A 14,214-nucleotide genomic window follows, 5' to 3' on the forward strand; every position below is an offset into this window, starting at 1 on the left:
CCAAATACCTTACAAAGAAGAGAAAAAAGCCATGTTCCTCACTCAAGAGATCATCCGCAAAAAGCGCGACAAGGGCGCCCTGACTGCCGAAGAAATCCAGTTCTTCGTGCGCGGCATTACCGACGGCAGTGTCAGCGAAGGGCAGATCGCCGCGCTGGCCATGGCCGTCTTCTTCAATGACATGAACATGGACGAACGCGTGGCCTTCACCCTGGCCATGCGCGATTCCGGCCAGGTGCTGGAATGGAAATCCCTGAACCTGCCCGGCCCGGTGATGGACAAGCACTCCACCGGCGGCGTGGGCGACGTGGTCTCGCTGATGCTCGGCCCCATGATCGCAGCCTGCGGCGGCTTCGTGCCCATGATCTCCGGCCGTGGCCTGGGCCACACCGGCGGCACGCTGGACAAGTTCGACTCCATCCCCGGCTACTCCACCGTGCCGGACAACGACAAGTTCCGCCAGGTGGTGCGCGAAGTGGGCGTGGCCATCATCGGCCAGACCGCCTCGCTGGCGCCGTCCGACAAGCGCTTCTACTCCATCCGCGACGTGACCGCGACGGTGGAATCGGTGGCCATGATCACCGGCTCCATCCTGTCGAAGAAGCTGTCGGCTGGCCTGGACGTGTTGGCCATGGACGTGAAAGTGGGCTCCGGCGCCTTCATGCCGAGCTACGAAAAATCGGTGGACCTGGCCGAGAGCATTGTCACCGTCGGCAACGGCGCCGGCACGCTGACCTCCGCGCTGCTGACCGATATGAACGAATCGCTGTCGCCATGGGCCGGCAATGCGCTGGAAGTGCGCGGCGCCATCGACTACCTGACCGGCAAATCCCGTCCGGCGCGCCTGCATGAAGTGACCATGTCGCTGTGCGCGGAGATGCTGGTGCTGGGCAAGCTGGCCGCCACCGAAACCGAAGCGCGCGCCAAGCTGCAGCACGCGCTGGACTCCGGCGAAGCCGCCGAGCGCTTTGCGCGCATGGTGACCGCGCTGGGCGGCCCGTCCGACCTGATGACGAATATGGACAAGCACCTGGAGCATGCGCCTGTTGTGGTGGACGTGCCTGCGCTGTCGTCCGGCTTTGCGTCCAAGACCGTGTGCCGCGAAATCGGCCTGGCCGTGGTGTCGCTGGGCGGCGGCCGCCGCGTGCCGACCGACAAGATCGACTTCGCCGTCGGCCTTACCGACCTGGTCGAACTGGGCCAGCCGGTGCAAGCCGGCCAGCCGCTGGCCAGGGTGCATGCCCGCACCGAAGCGGCAGCGCAAGCCGCCGTGGCGCAGATCCAGGCAGCCTACACCATCGCCGACACCGCGCCCGCCGCCAACCCGGTCATCTACCGTACCATCCGTCCATAACACCATCGAAGGGCCGGGGTCAGACCCGATGGGTCTGACCCCAGGTTCTCAAGGATTCCTCAATGAACAACGAACAACTGATCGCCGAAGCCGCGCAGGCCCGCCTGAAAGCCTACACGCCTTACTCGAACTTCAAGGTCGGCGCTGCGCTGCTGACCAATGACGGCAAGGTTTTCCACGGCTGTAACGTGGAGAACGCGTCCTACGGCCTGTGCAACTGCGCCGAGCGCACCGCCTTCTTCAGCGCCATCGCGCACGGCTACAAGCCGGGCGATTTCGACAAGCTGGCCGTGATCGGCGAGACCGACGGTCCTATCGCGCCGTGCGGCGCCTGCCGCCAGGTGACGCTGGAACTGGGCGGCAACGAGCTGCCGGTGGTGCTGGCCAACCTGAAGGGCGACGTCTTCGAGACCACCGCGGCGGCCCAGCTGCCGAACGCCTTCGGCGGCGCGGACCTGAAGAAGAAGTAAGCATCTTGAAGAAGGTAATCGACGTTCAGGCTGCGGTCGCCGTTGCGGCGGCCGAGGCCATCGTGGCGAAGACGCAGGGGACTTTCGGCGTCGGTGGCGCCATGCTGGATCAAACCGGCAAGGTGCTCAAGTCGCTGCACAACAACGTCATCCGCCAGGGCATGGTGTACGACCCCACCGCGCACGGCGAGCGCCAGCTGATCGACTGGTATCACGCCGAGCGCGCCAAGGGCACGCCGCTGCCCGAGCCGAAGGACATCACCATCGTCACCTCGCTCGACCCTTGCTGCATGTGCACCGGCGCCATCCTGGCCGGTGGCTTCAACGTGCTGGTGGCGGCCACCGACGCCAACGCGGGCATCAATTACGACAGCAGCGCTTCCTTCGACGCGCTGCCGGAAGGCTTGCGCGCGCAGGCCCGGTCCACCTTCGGCTACCCGGCGGTGCTGGGCGACTCGCAGTACGCGCGCGCCGCGCACGGCATGGCGCCGAAGTCCTTCTTTATCGGGAAGACCATCAGCGAGCCGACGCAGGCCTTGTGCTCGCTGGTGTTCGAGGCCACGGCGAAGGGAGCGATGGCGCTGTTCAATGCCGACCCGCCGCGCGAGGAACTGAAAGACCCGGCCACGCTGTCGCCCAAGCACGCCATCCTGTGCGCGCTGAAGAAGGTGTATCCGGAGGCGCTCTCGGTGCGCTGCGCGCCGCAGCGGCCGGACGCAAGCCTGGCGCCGGCCCTGAAAAAGGCCATGGCGCGCGACAAGGTGATGGGCGGGAAGGGCGACGCCGTGGCGCTGCTGGACTCCTTTGGCAATCTGTTGCTGTGCATGCCGGGACGGCGCAACAAGTCGGGCATACGCACGGCGTTCATGGAGTGCACGCGCGCTTATGCGCAACTGCGCTACAAGCTGATGGACGGCGCCAGCGCGGCGCAGCGCGAGGAAGTACGCCAGTACCTGGGCCATCCGAAGGACGGCACGTTTGTGTTTGCCAACGGGCCGGACGACGGCGCCCTGAGCTTCATGGAACTGGGCGCGTATGGCTCGACCATGGAGGGCGAACTGCCGGAGTCGAATCCGGCGCAGTTCCAATATGTGCATCCCTCGCTGCCGCAGCAGGCGCTGGAACGGATCTGCCAGTCCATGCCGCCCCTGTACCGGCATTTGATACGCATACGGCCGGTGCAGGTGGCCGATAGTGGACTGATCGCGTCGTTAGCCGCTTAGCTGCAACGTAGGGCGGGTTAGCGCAGGGCGCGTAACCCGCCGCTTACGCCACCGGCGCCAGCATATTCGCATCGCGCGCCAGCTGCCACGCGCCTTCGCTATTCCTGCGGAAGATGGACAAGGTATGCCCCGCGCGGCGCATGGCCTTGCCGCCTTCGGCCAGCGGCAGCACGCGCACTTCCAGCGTGGTGCGGCACCAGGCCATGTCGCCGCAAACCTCCACCTCGTCCACCGTGCTGTCCGATTCGATGCGGTGCGTGGCCAGCAGCGCGCGCAGGCCGGCGCCGAAGCCGTCGCGCCCATGCATGGGCGGCTGGCCTGCCACCAGGAAGACCGCGTCCGGCGTCATCAGCTTGAGCACCTTCTCCACATCGCCCGCGCGGGTCGCCTCCATCCATGCGGCGATCACGCGCCGGATTGCCAGTTCGTCGCTCATGCACTGGCCCACGGGTCGTAAGTGCCCACGCTCCACAACTGGCCTTCCGGGTCGCGGCAGGTGAAGCCGCGCCCGCCGTAGGCCTCGTCCTTGAGCGGCATGATGATGGGCGCGCCCGCGTCGACCGCGCGCTGGTGCACCAGGTCGGCGTCGTTGACCACCAGGTAGCAGCACTGGGTGACCTTCATGCCGGTGTCGGCCGGCTGCGCCATGAGCTCGCCGAACTCGGTGTTGAAGATGGAGCTGAGCATCACCATGCCGTTGCCGTAGCTAAGCTGCGCATGCGCGATGGTGCCGTCTTCGTTCGGAACAACCAGTGCCCGCTCGAAACCTAAAGTGCGGCACAGCCATTCTATGGCGGCGGGCGCGTCGCGGTAGCGCAGACACGGCGTGATGGTGGCGCGGGTGTTCTTCGGTATGCTGGACATGTGCTCCCCCTGAGTGGTGTGAGGCTAGTCCGAATAATATAGACCAGCACCCGGAGCGGAGCAAGTTGTTGCAGTGCGGCGTGTACGCGTTTGCTACATCTGCTGGAACAAATGCGTGTTGCCCCGGCTGACCTCGAGTTCCTCGTCCGAATTGCACACGCGTACCATCTGGCGGCCGCGCAGGTCGCGCTTGACTTCGGCGATGGCGTCCACGCGCACCAGCGTGGAGCGGTGGATGCGCCAGAATTCTTTCGGGTCCAGCTCGTCTTCCAGCTCTTTCAGCGTCTTGCGGATCAGCACTTCGCCTTCCAGCGTCTGCACCCGCGTGTATTTTTCATCGGCGCGGAAGAACAGCACTTCGCGCGTGCTGATCATGCGCAGGCTGGTGCCCACCTGGGCCTGTATCCATTTCAGGAATTCCTGCGGCTTGCGCTGCGCCGTGTGCGCCAGCAACTGCGTCAACTGGCGCTCGATATTGTCGGGCGATTTGCCAAGCCGCGCCTGCAGCCGTTCGCAAGTGGTCTTCAGGCGCTCGCCGCCGGCCGGCTTGAGCAGGTAGTCCAGCGCGCCTTGCTCGAAGGCCTCGATGGCGTACTGGTCGTAGGCGGTGACGAAGACGATGTGGCAGCGGTTGAACAGCATGCGCGCCGCTTCGATGCCGGACAGGCCGGGCATGCGGATGTCGAGGAAGACGATGTCCGGCTGGTGCAGCCCGGTCAGCGCGATGGCTTCCACGCCGTTGGCGGCCTCGGCCACGATCTGCAGCTGCGGCCAGGCTTCGTGCAGGCGGGCGCGCAGCAGCTGGCGCATCGGCTCTTCGTCGTCGGCGATGATGGCGGTCGGGGTCTTCATTACAGTTTGCTTCCGGCAAAAATGTCTGGCGCGAAGGGCATGCGGATGATGGCGCGGGCGCCGCCGTCCAGCGGTGCTTCAATGATGAGCTGGGCGCGGCTGCCGTACAGCAGGCGCAGGCGCTCGCGGATATTGGTCAGGCCCAGGCCGTCGCCGGCGTGCACGTCGAAGCCCACGCCGTCGTCCTGCACTTCGATCTGCAGCACATTGCCGGCGGCGGTGCTGCTGGCGCTGGCGCGGATGTCGATGCGGCCGCCTTCCACCTTGGGTTCCAGGCCGTGCTTGATGGCGTTCTCGATCAGCGTCTGCAGCATCATCGGCGGGAAGGACGCGCTCAGCAGGTCGGGCGCCACGTCGATGGACACGGCCAGCCGTTCCCGCATGCGGGCCTGCATGATGGCCAGGTAGGCCCGCGACAGCTCGATCTGGCGGCCCAGCGTGCCGTTGCCCTTGGCGCGCATCTGCGGCAGGGTGGCGCGCAGGTAATCGATCAGGTGGGCGTGGATCTTGGCCGCTTGCGGCGGATCGGTTTCGATCAGCTGGCCGATCAGGGCCAGCGTGTTGAACAGGAAGTGCGGCTCGACCTGGGCTTGCAGCGCGGCCATTTGCGCTTCCACCAGACGGCGCTCCAGCGTTTCCGTGCCGGCCTGCTGCTCGGCCACGCGGGCCTCGCCTTCGGCGCGGCGCTTGCCGCCCGCCAGCACTTTCAGGCCGACCGAAAAGACGATGAGCATCGCGACCGATTCGCCGAGCCGGAACGGTGCGCTCAGCATCAGCGCCACCAGGGCGATGACGGCCAGTTTTCGCCATTCAACCTGGGCCAGCCAGTCGAAGAAGTTCCACCACAGGGTGCGGGCGGTGTCTCCCACTTCGCCGATGAAAGCGAACAGGCTGCGGGTGCCTTTTTTGGTGCGGCTGAATGCCATTTCAGTAGTCCTTGCTCAGGTTGCTTTGCTTGTTGCGCTTTGCTTATTGCTCTTTGTTCTCGTGCACGTGCTTGCTGGCATTGTGGCCGGCGATCAGCGCGATGGCGATCTTCAGCAGCAGGAAGATGGCGAACAGCGTCAGCGCCAGCGGCAGAATGGTCAGCAGCAGCGCCATCATTATGCAGCTTGCCAGCAGGGCAGGCCAGGACATGCGCGACAGGGCGCGGGTGAAAGCGCGGCCGATCTGCTGGGCTGCCAGGCCTACTTCGCGGAACACGCCGCCGATGGTGCGGTTGATGGTTTTCATAGTGACCTCCGTGGTTGGTATGGTCACAATGTATCAAGCGGCTCCGGGCGGCGCAGCCGCTTTCCGACGAATCGGCATTTCTGCGGGATAAGCTGCGCGCAGGGGGCGGCGAATTGCGCCGGACTGGGCCGGCTAAGTTCCGCGCTGCGCTTCCCAGTCCGCGCGCAGCAGGCCGAAGAAGTCGGTGTCGCAGATTTCGCCGTCCACGATCCAGCGCTGGCGCAAATGGCCTTCGTGCACGAAATGCAGGCGCTTGAGCAGCGCGGCCGAGGCGGTGTTGCGCGGGTCCACGTCGGCTTCGATGCGGTGCAGGTCGAAGGCCTGGAAGCCGTGGCTGATGGTGGCCGCGATGGCTTCCTGCATATAACCCTTGCCCCAGTGCGCACGCGACAGGATGTAGCCCATCTCGCAGCGCCGGTTCTGGCGGTTGAATTGGTGCAAACGGCACACGCCTATCAGCTCGCCCGTCGCCGGGAGGGTCAGGCCCATGGTGAAGATGGAGCCGTCCGCGTAGCCGGCCAGCGTCATGGCCACGTGGGCTTGTGCCTGGGCCTGCTCCTGCCACGGCGGGCTGCTCCAGTAGCGCATGGTCTCTGGGTCCGAATAGATGCCGAACAGGGCGGCCGCGTCCGCCTCCTCGATGTGGCGCAGCACCAGGCGCTCGGTTTTCAGTGTGATCTTGGGCAAGCTTGCCATATTTCTACCGGTTAATTTAAATTCCCAAAAGGCACTATCGTGCTAAAATTACACATAGTGTTACTTTAATGCAAATCAATCAAAGTTGCAAAAGAGGTCAAATTGATGCCTTTCCGCTCCCTTCTTACCACGCTCGTCCTGGCCGCTACCGGCCTGCTGCCGGCGGCTGCGCACGCCACGGCCCTGTCGGCCACGGAGATCCTGAAGCAGTTTAATACCGTGGTGCTGGGCAGCGCCACGTCCAGCTCGCATACCGACGGCCGCACCTATGTGGGCGGCGCCTTGTCCGGCGGCGACTACGTGCAGCACGTCAACGACACCCCGGCTTCCAGCTACGCCGGCCTGACCGTGGCCGGCTCGGCCAGCAACGTCAAGGTGAACGGCCTGGGCGCCGTGATCGGCGGCGGCCTGAGCAACTCCACCGTCAACCAGGGCAGCAGCGTCATCAAGGGCGGCGCCAGCAACAGCAACCTGAACGGCAAGGCTTATGTGGAAGGGGCAAGCAGCGGCAACAACTTCAACGGCGGCAAGCTTTCCACGCCGGACGAGCTCATGCTCGCCAACCTTGCCGCATCGACTTCCACCAACTTCGGCAGCGTGCTGGGCGGCCTGTCGTCCAGCCTGAAAACCCTGGGCAGCACCGGCAGCAGCGTGACCTTCGACGGCAACCTGGCCATCTTCAACGCGGTGGTCAACGCGAACGGCCTGGCCGTGTTCGACCTGACCGCCATCGATACCGTACTGTTCACCAAGGGCGAGTTCCGTTTCAACCTGAACGGCGCCAAAACCGTCATCCTGAACACCGACGTCCAGAGCGCCAGCCTGGGCGCCAATTTCCTGGGCGGCTCGGCGCAGCAGTACGGCAGCCAGCTGCTGTGGAACTTCTACAACGCCACCGATCTCACCGTCAACAGCCAGTGGGGCGGCTCGCTGCTGGCCACCGGCGCTTATCTGACCAATAACCAGAATATCGAAGGCGGCGTCTACGTCAACGGCCTGGACCAGCGCGCCGAAATCCACCTGCAGAGCTTTACCGGCACGCTGCCAGGCAGCAATAATGGTCTGGCGGGCCGTCCTTCGGCCGCCGCGCCGGAGCCGGCCAGCATGGCGCTGCTCGCCGCCGGCCTGGGCGTGATGGGCCTGCTCGGCCGCCGCCGCAGCGCGGTCAGCCGGGCGCGCTGATCGTCGCCAGCACCATGCGCACGATGGTGGCCTCGCCGTCGTCGTAATCCTTGCGGGTGAGCTGCTTCTTGTCCAGCACCAGCGCCATCTGCGCCGAGAAATCGGCGTAGGACTGCGTCATCGCCCAGATCATGAAGATCAAATGGGTGGCGTTCAGCGGCGCGATGCGTCCCGCCGCGATCCACTTCTCAAACACGTCGATATCCTTGCGCAGCAGCGGCACCACGCGGCTTTTGATCTGCTCGCCGTACAGCTGCGCGCCGCTGATGATTTCCATCGCATACACCTTGGACGCCCACGGCTGCTCGCGCGAAAAGCGCAGCTTGGCCTGGATGTAGGCGCGCAGCACTTCGCCAGGTTCGTGCTCCTCGTCGGCCAGGCTTTCCATGCGCTGCAGCCAGTCGTCCAGCACGTCGTCCAGCACGCGCTGGTAGAGCGCCTGCTTGGTGGGGTAGTAGTACATGAGGTTTTGCTTGGACATGTCGGCCGCTTCGGCGATGGCGGCGATGGACGTGCCCTCGTAGCCGCATTCGGCGAACATGCGCACCGCCACGGCGGCGATGTCCGATTCCAGCTTGTCGCGGTTGATCACGCGCCGCTTCACCTTGGGCGCGGCAGCAAGGCCTGGAACCATATTCAGTTTCACTTCTGGCATGGCGTACTTTCTAGCGAGGTTGGACGGATTGCAGGAACTGGCGCAGCTGCGCGCTGTCGCTGTAGGCTGCGTTGAAGCGGAACCAGATGCTGGCGCAGGGGCGCAGCATGAAAAATTCGCCCGGCGACAGCAGGATGCCGGACTTGAGCGCCAGGTCGGCGATGGTCTTGCCATTCAGTTCGGGCGTGGGCGCCTGCTCCCAGCCGGCGCTGACGAACATGCCGCCGCGCGCCTGGGCCAGCGGCCGCAGTCCGGCCGCCGCCAGGTTCTCGGTGCTGCGCGCGCGGCTTTCCTCCAGCTGGCTGACCAGCTTTTCCACCATGCGCTTGTAGGGCCGCGCGGTCACCGCGTGGAACACGGCGCGCTCGTTGATCTCGGAGGTGGTCAGCCCGGCCAGCATCTTCACACGCAGCAGTTCGGGCAGCAGCGAGCCCGAGGCCGAGATGGAACCCACCCGCAGCACCGGCGACAGCGTCTTGGAGAAGCTGCCCACGCGTATCACGCGCCGCAGGCCGTCCATGGCCGCCAGCGAAGCCTCGCCGCGCGGCGTGAGCTCGCGGTAGATGTCGTCCTCCACCAGCCAGAAGTCGAACTGCTCGGCCAATGCCAGCAGGCGGTGCGCCTGCGCGTGCGTGAGCGAAGTGCCGAGCGGGTTTTGCAGCACGGTGTTGACGAACATGAGCTTGGGGCTGTGGAGCCTGGCCTGCTCGGCCAGCACGGCCATGTCCAGGCCATTCGCGCCGCGCGGTATGCCGACCGGGATGCAGCCGTGGTGGCGTATCAGCGACAGCAGGTTGCTGTAGCCCGGATCTTCCACCAGCACCGTGTCGCCCGGCTTGGTGAGCGTGCGCAGCACCAGGTCGAAAGCGTGGGTGGCGCCGTGCGTGAGCAGGATCTGCTCCGGCTCCACCGGATACAGCTCGTCGCTCAGCACCGCCGCCATGTGCTGGCGCAGCGTGGGAAAGCCGAGCGGATGGCCGTAGCCGCGCAGGCGGTTGGCGGGAATGCGCATGGCCTGGCGCACCGCGTCGAGGATGGTGTCCTCGCCGTACAGCTCGGGCGGCAGCCAGCCCGCGCCCACCGGCAGCGCTTCGGACACGCCGGAATACAGCTCGGGCGTGAGCGCGTCGATGTGGACCGGGGCGGGGTGGAGGGGCTGCGGCAGCAAGGTGGCGGGCACGTCCTGGCGGGCCACGAAATAGCCCGAACCGCGGCGCGAAGACAGCAGGCCCAGCGTGACCAGGCGGTCGTAGGACTCGACAACTGTAAAGGTGGACACGCCATTACACTTTGCGAATTGTCTAACCGACGGCATTTTTGTGCCGATGCGCAACTCCCGGCGGGCTACCATGGCCGTAATGGCGGAAACGATCTGGTCCACCAGGCTGCCTTTGCGCGTCCGCTCTATGGCCAGCACGGGCCAGCCGCCGCCTTCGCCGGGGGCGCAGCCTGCTTCCTGCGCTGCCGTTAGCTCATCCATTCTTGGTTTCCAAATAAAGTTATATCAAAACTGTATTGTTTTTGTAACCTGTACGGTTGGCTGGTTTTGCTGATTGTGTATCTGTGCCATAGTGAAGCCGCTGACTATTATTGCACCATGATTTTGCCAACTGGTAAAGATTTTTACGGTTTGTAAAAAATTAAGGAGAAATGCATGAACGAGTCCCGCCCAGCATCCATGTCGTCCTTCTGGATGCCGTTTACGAACAACCGCGATTTCAAAGCCAACCCGCGCCTGCTGGTGTCGGCGGAAGGCGTGTACTACAAGGACGTGGACGGCAACGCCATCCTGGACGGCACGGCGGGCCTCTGGTGCGTACCCTGCGGCCACGCGCAGCCGAAGATTGTGGCGGCGGTGCGCGAAATGATAGGCCAGCTCGATTTCGCGCCCACCTTCCAGATGGGCCACCCGGCCGCCTTTGACCTGGCCGAAAAGCTGATGGAGTACAGCAACCACAAGTTCGGCCATGTGTTCTACACCAACTCCGGTTCGGAAGCGGTGGACACGGCGCTCAAGATCGCGCTGGCCTACCACAAGGCGCGCGGCGAGGCGAGCCGCACCCGCCTGATCGGCCGCGAGCGCGGCTACCACGGTGTGGGCTTCGGCGGCATCTCGGTGGGCGGCATCGCCGGCAACCGCAAGCCTTACGGCGTAATGCTGCCCGGCGTGGACCACCTGCCGCACACGCACAACCTGGAGAAGAACGCCTACACGCGCGGCGAGCCTGAGCACGGCGCCAACCTGGCCGACGAACTGGAACGCATCGTCGCGCTGCACGACGCGTCCACCATCGCGGCGGTGATCGTGGAGCCGGTGGCCGGGTCCACCGGCGTGCTGATCCCGCCCAAGGGCTATCTGAAGCGCTTGCGCGAGCTGTGCACCAAGCACGGCATCCTGCTCATCTTCGACGAAGTGATCACCGGATTCGGCCGCCTCGCCACGCCGTTCGCCGCCGACTACTTCGGCGTGGAGCCGGACATGATGACCACCGCCAAAGGCCTGACCAACGGCGTGATCCCGATGGGCGCGGTGTTCTCCAAGAAATTCATCCACGACGCCTTCATGGAAGCGCCGGCCGGCATAGAGCTGTTCCACGGCTACACCTACTCGGGCCACCCGGTGGCCTGCGCCGCTTCGCTGGCGACGCTGGAAGTGTTCAAGGAGCAGAACATCCTGGAGCACGCCAAGGGCCTGCAGGAATACTGGGCCGACGCGGTGCATTCGCTGAAAGGCCTGCCGCACGTGATCGACATCCGCAGCATCGGCCTGATCGCCGGCATCGAGCTGGCGCCCATCGAAGGCAAGCCCGGCGCGCGCGCCTTCAATGCGTTCAAGAAGGCATTCGCGGACGGCATTTTGATACGCACCACCGGCGACATCATCGCGCTGTCGCCACCACTGGTGTTCGAGAAAAAGCATATTGACGAGTTGTTCGGAAAGTTGGCGAAGGTGTTGAAGAATCTCGACTAAAGGCAGGGGTCAGACCCCATCGGGTCTGACCCCAGAATCTAAAAGGAGACAGCCATGCTGGTAGGCGTACCGAAAGAGATCAAAAATCAGGAATCGCGCGTTGGCCTTACCCCGGCCAGCGTGAAAGAGCTGGTCCTGCGCGGACACCAGGTTCTGGTGCAAAAAAACGCAGGCGCGGCCATCGGTCTGACCGACTCGATGTACGAAGGCTCGGGCGCTTCCATTATCGATACGGCGGCAGAAATCTTCGCCCGCGCGGAGATGATCGTCAAAGTGAAGGAGCCGCAGCCGCAGGAGTGCGCCATGCTGCGCGAAGGCCAGATCCTGTACACCTATCTGCACCTGGCGCCGGACCCTGAGCAGACCCGCGCGCTGGTGAAATCCGGCGCGGTCTGCCTGGCGTATGAAACCATCACCGGCGCGAACGGCGGCTTGCCGCTGCTGGCGCCGATGAGCGAAGTGGCGGGCCGCATGTCCATCCAGGCCGGCGCCGCGCACCTGGAGAAATCCAAGGGCGGCATGGGCCTGCTGCTGGGCGGCGTGCCGGGCGTGGCGCCGGGCCACGTGGCCATTATCGGCGCCGGCGTGGTGGGCACCAATGCGCTGCAGATCGCAGTGGGCATGGGTGCGCGCGTAACGGTCCTCGACAAAAGCGTGGACCGCCTGCGCCAGCTGGACCTGGTGTTCGGCAACCGCGTCTCCACCATGTATTCCAACGCGCACACCATCGAAGAAGCGGTGCTGGACGCGGACCTGGTGATAGGCGGCGTGCTGGTGCCCGGCGCGGCCGCGCCCAAGCTGGTGACCAGGGACATGATCTCGCGCATGAAGAAGGGCGCGGTGGTGGTGGACGTGGCCATCGACCAGGGCGGCAGCTTCGAAACATCGCACGCCACCACGCACGAGCAGCCCACCTTTATCGTGGACGGCGTGGTGCATTACTGCGTGGCGAACATGCCGGGCGCGGTGGCGCGCACGTCTACCTTCGCGCTGAACAACGCCACCATCGCGCACGCCGTGGCGCTGGCCGACAAGGGCTGGAAACGCGCGCTGCAGGCGAACCCGCATTTGAAGAACGGATTGAACGTATGCCAGGGCCATGTCACCTATGAAGCGGTGGCGCATGGCCTGGGCTACCCCTATATTTCGGCCGACTCCCTGTTGGCCTGACCGGAGCAAGCAGCATGAGCGATTTAGACACCATTACCCATTACATCAACGGCGGCAAGGTTGATACGCACAGCGGCCGTTACGGCGACGTGTACAACCCCGCGCTGGGCGAGCCGGTTGCGCGCGTGGCGCTGGGCACGGCGGAGGAAGTGGATGCGGCCGTGCAGGCCGCCGCTGCAGCCTTCCCGTCCTGGTCCGCCACGCCGCCGCTGACGCGCGCGCGCGTGCTGTTCAAGTATTTGCAGCTGTGCCAGCAGCACACCGACGAATTCGCCGCCATGCTCACCCGCGAGCATGGCAAGACCTTCAGCGACGCGCAAGGCGAAGTGGCGCGCGGCATCGAGATGGTGGAGTTCGCGGTGGGCATACCGCAAATGCTGAAAGGCGAATTCACCGACCAGATCTCGCGCGGCATCGACGCATGGTCCATGCGCCAGCCGCTGGGCGTGGTGGCCGGCATCACGCCGTTCAACTTCCCGGTGATGGTGCCGATGTGGATGTTCCCGGTCGCCATCGCCTGCGGCAACACCTTTGTGCTCAAGCCTTCCGAGCGCGATCCGTCGCCCTCGCTGCTGCATGCCAGGCTGCTGAAGGAAGCGGGCCTGCCGGACGGCGTGTTCAACGTGATCCAGGGCGACAAGGTGACGGTCGACGCGCTGCTGGACCATCCCGTGGTGCAGGCGGTGAGCTTCGTCGGATCCACGCCTATCGCCGAATACATCTACGCGCGCGGCAGCGCAAACGGCAAGCGCGTGCAGGCCTTGGGCGGCGCCAAGAACCACATGGTGGTGATGCCGGACGCGGACATGGACATGGCCGTGGATGCGCTGATGGGCGCGGCCTACGGCTCGGCCGGCGAGCGCTGCATGGCGATCTCGGTGGTGGTGGCCGTCGGCGACGCGGGCGACAAGCTGATAGGTGCACTGAAACAGCGCACCGCCGCACTGAAAGTACGCGACGGCATGGAGGCAGGCGCCGAAATGGGGCCTGTGGTCACGAGCGCAGCCAAGCAGCGCATCGAGCGCCTGATCGGCGAAGGCGTGGAGCAGGGCGCCACGCTGGTGGTCGACGGACGCGATTTCAAAGTGCCGGGACGCGAGAAAGGCTTCTTTGTCGGCGGCACCTTGTTCGACCATGTGACGCCGGATATGACCATCTACAAGGAAGAGATCTTCGGCCCCGTGCTGTGCGTGATGCGCTGTCCGGACGTGGTGCACGCGGTGGAACTCATCAACAGCAACGAGTACGGCAACGGCGTGGCCATCTTCACGCGCGACGGCGGCGTGGCGCGCGAATTCGTGCGCCAGATCCAGGTGGGCATGGTGGGCGTGAACGTGCCGCTGCCGGTGCCGATGGCCTTCAACAGTTTCGGCGGATGGAAGCGCAGCCTGTTCGGCGACCATCATGCCTACGGTCCGGAAGGCGTGCGTTTCTACACGCGCCACAAGGCCGTGATGCAGCGCTGGCCGAACACCGCCAGCGCTGGCGCGGAATTTGCATTTCCGCAGATGAAGTGACTTTGACTGCCGAGGCCAGCCTCACGG

15 protein-coding genes are annotated in these 14,214 nt (G+C 65.0%); 7 read left to right on the forward strand and 8 right to left on the reverse strand.

Features of this window, described 5'->3' with window-relative positions:
- Positions 1-31: 31 nt before the first annotated feature.
- From deoA to KT882_RS07510, 3 genes are all read left to right on the forward strand, one after another.
- Positions 32-1,354, forward strand: a complete 1,323-nt coding sequence (deoA, locus tag KT882_RS07500) for a thymidine phosphorylase (RefSeq protein WP_161072563.1) — start codon at positions 32-34, stop codon at positions 1,352-1,354.
- Between the two features lie 62 nt (positions 1,355-1,416).
- Positions 1,417-1,824, forward strand: coding sequence for a cytidine deaminase (locus KT882_RS07505; RefSeq protein WP_161072562.1), 408 nt, complete (start codon positions 1,417-1,419; stop codon positions 1,822-1,824).
- Between the two features lie 5 nt (positions 1,825-1,829).
- Positions 1,830-3,047: a nucleoside deaminase gene (locus KT882_RS07510; protein ID WP_161072561.1), complete on the forward strand. Its 1,218-nt coding sequence runs from the start codon at positions 1,830-1,832 to the stop codon at positions 3,045-3,047.
- A gap of 43 nt (positions 3,048-3,090) precedes the next feature.
- Here KT882_RS07510 and KT882_RS07515 read toward each other — a convergent pair whose 3' ends face one another.
- The 6 genes from KT882_RS07515 to KT882_RS07540 all read right to left on the reverse strand — a co-directional run bounded on the left by KT882_RS07515 (position 3,091) and on the right by KT882_RS07540 (position 6,692).
- Complete coding sequence (locus KT882_RS07515; RefSeq protein WP_161072560.1) at positions 3,091-3,483, reverse strand: YybH family protein; 393 nt, start codon at positions 3,481-3,483, stop codon at positions 3,091-3,093.
- Positions 3,480-3,911, reverse strand: coding sequence for a VOC family protein (locus tag KT882_RS07520; RefSeq protein WP_161072559.1), 432 nt, complete (start codon positions 3,909-3,911; stop codon positions 3,480-3,482). The genes KT882_RS07515 and KT882_RS07520 overlap by 4 nt, the downstream gene beginning before the upstream one ends.
- A 93-nt stretch (positions 3,912-4,004) precedes the next feature.
- Positions 4,005-4,763 (reverse strand): LytR/AlgR family response regulator transcription factor, encoded by a 759-nt coding sequence (locus tag KT882_RS07525; protein WP_228895144.1) that lies wholly within the window; start codon positions 4,761-4,763, stop codon positions 4,005-4,007.
- Positions 4,763-5,689: a sensor histidine kinase gene (locus KT882_RS07530; RefSeq protein WP_161072557.1), complete on the reverse strand. Its 927-nt coding sequence runs from the start codon at positions 5,687-5,689 to the stop codon at positions 4,763-4,765. The genes KT882_RS07525 and KT882_RS07530 overlap by 1 nt, the downstream gene beginning before the upstream one ends.
- A gap of 43 nt (positions 5,690-5,732) precedes the next feature.
- Positions 5,733-5,996, reverse strand: coding sequence for a hypothetical protein (locus KT882_RS07535; RefSeq protein WP_187358700.1), 264 nt, complete (start codon positions 5,994-5,996; stop codon positions 5,733-5,735).
- 132 nt (positions 5,997-6,128) lie between these two features.
- On the reverse strand, positions 6,129-6,692 hold the full coding sequence (locus KT882_RS07540; RefSeq protein ID WP_161072556.1) for a GNAT family N-acetyltransferase: 564 nt from the start codon (positions 6,690-6,692) through the stop codon (positions 6,129-6,131).
- 105 nt (positions 6,693-6,797) lie between these two features.
- Between KT882_RS07540 and KT882_RS07545 the strand changes: the two genes are divergently transcribed.
- A complete protein-coding gene (locus KT882_RS07545) occupies positions 6,798-7,874 on the forward strand; it encodes a collagen-binding domain-containing protein (RefSeq protein ID WP_228895146.1) in 1,077 nt (358 codons plus the stop codon).
- Here the strand turns inward: KT882_RS07545 and KT882_RS07550 are convergent.
- Both KT882_RS07550 and KT882_RS07555 read right to left on the reverse strand, forming a co-directional pair.
- Positions 7,858-8,529, reverse strand: a complete 672-nt coding sequence (locus tag KT882_RS07550) for a TetR/AcrR family transcriptional regulator (protein ID WP_228895148.1) — start codon at positions 8,527-8,529, stop codon at positions 7,858-7,860. The genes KT882_RS07545 and KT882_RS07550 overlap by 17 nt on opposite strands.
- A 10-nt stretch (positions 8,530-8,539) precedes the next feature.
- Complete coding sequence (locus KT882_RS07555) at positions 8,540-10,009, reverse strand: aminotransferase-like domain-containing protein (RefSeq protein ID WP_161072553.1); 1,470 nt, start codon at positions 10,007-10,009, stop codon at positions 8,540-8,542.
- A 174-nt stretch (positions 10,010-10,183) separates the two neighbouring features.
- On the opposite strand from KT882_RS07555, the gene KT882_RS07560 reads away from it, so the two are divergent.
- The 3 genes from KT882_RS07560 to KT882_RS07570 are packed head-to-tail and all read left to right on the forward strand — an operon-like array spanning position 10,184 to position 14,187.
- A complete protein-coding gene (locus KT882_RS07560) occupies positions 10,184-11,500 on the forward strand; it encodes an aspartate aminotransferase family protein (protein WP_161072552.1) in 1,317 nt (438 codons plus the stop codon).
- A gap of 54 nt (positions 11,501-11,554) precedes the next feature.
- On the forward strand, positions 11,555-12,670 hold the full coding sequence (ald, locus tag KT882_RS07565; protein WP_228895150.1) for an alanine dehydrogenase: 1,116 nt from the start codon (positions 11,555-11,557) through the stop codon (positions 12,668-12,670).
- Positions 12,671-12,684: 14 nt separating this feature from the next.
- A complete protein-coding gene (locus KT882_RS07570) occupies positions 12,685-14,187 on the forward strand; it encodes a CoA-acylating methylmalonate-semialdehyde dehydrogenase (protein ID WP_161072550.1) in 1,503 nt (500 codons plus the stop codon).
- The last annotated feature ends 27 nt before the right edge of the window (positions 14,188-14,214 follow it).

This window comes from Pseudoduganella aquatica (assembly GCF_020865585.1).
Lineage (GTDB): Bacteria > Pseudomonadota > Gammaproteobacteria > Burkholderiales > Burkholderiaceae_D > Rugamonas > Rugamonas aquatica_A.

What these genes read in the sequence shown, in the direction of transcription:
- KT882_RS07535 (WP_187358700.1), bottom strand. Translation starts at nt 5,996, where the DNA reads ATGAAAACCATCAACCGCACCATCGGCGGCGTGTTCCGCGAAGTAGGC.
- KT882_RS07530 (WP_161072557.1), bottom strand. Translation starts at nt 5,689, where the DNA reads ATGGCATTCAGCCGCACCAAAAAAGGCACCCGCAGCCTGTTCGCTTTC.
- KT882_RS07570 (WP_161072550.1), top strand. Translation starts at nt 12,685, where the DNA reads ATGAGCGATTTAGACACCATTACCCATTACATCAACGGCGGCAAGGTT.
- KT882_RS07555 (WP_161072553.1), bottom strand. Translation starts at nt 10,009, where the DNA reads ATGGATGAGCTAACGGCAGCGCAGGAAGCAGGCTGCGCCCCCGGCGAA.
- KT882_RS07520 (WP_161072559.1), bottom strand. Translation starts at nt 3,911, where the DNA reads ATGTCCAGCATACCGAAGAACACCCGCGCCACCATCACGCCGTGTCTG.
- KT882_RS07550 (WP_228895148.1), bottom strand. Translation starts at nt 8,529, where the DNA reads ATGCCAGAAGTGAAACTGAATATGGTTCCAGGCCTTGCTGCCGCGCCC.
- KT882_RS07560 (WP_161072552.1), top strand. Translation starts at nt 10,184, where the DNA reads ATGAACGAGTCCCGCCCAGCATCCATGTCGTCCTTCTGGATGCCGTTT.
- deoA (WP_161072563.1), top strand. Translation starts at nt 32, where the DNA reads ATGTTCCTCACTCAAGAGATCATCCGCAAAAAGCGCGACAAGGGCGCC.
- KT882_RS07505 (WP_161072562.1), top strand. Translation starts at nt 1,417, where the DNA reads ATGAACAACGAACAACTGATCGCCGAAGCCGCGCAGGCCCGCCTGAAA.
- ald (WP_228895150.1), top strand. Translation starts at nt 11,555, where the DNA reads ATGCTGGTAGGCGTACCGAAAGAGATCAAAAATCAGGAATCGCGCGTT.
- KT882_RS07545 (WP_228895146.1), top strand. Translation starts at nt 6,798, where the DNA reads ATGCCTTTCCGCTCCCTTCTTACCACGCTCGTCCTGGCCGCTACCGGC.
- KT882_RS07525 (WP_228895144.1), bottom strand. Translation starts at nt 4,763, where the DNA reads ATGAAGACCCCGACCGCCATCATCGCCGACGACGAAGAGCCGATGCGC.
- KT882_RS07515 (WP_161072560.1), bottom strand. Translation starts at nt 3,483, where the DNA reads ATGAGCGACGAACTGGCAATCCGGCGCGTGATCGCCGCATGGATGGAG.
- KT882_RS07540 (WP_161072556.1), bottom strand. Translation starts at nt 6,692, where the DNA reads ATGGCAAGCTTGCCCAAGATCACACTGAAAACCGAGCGCCTGGTGCTG.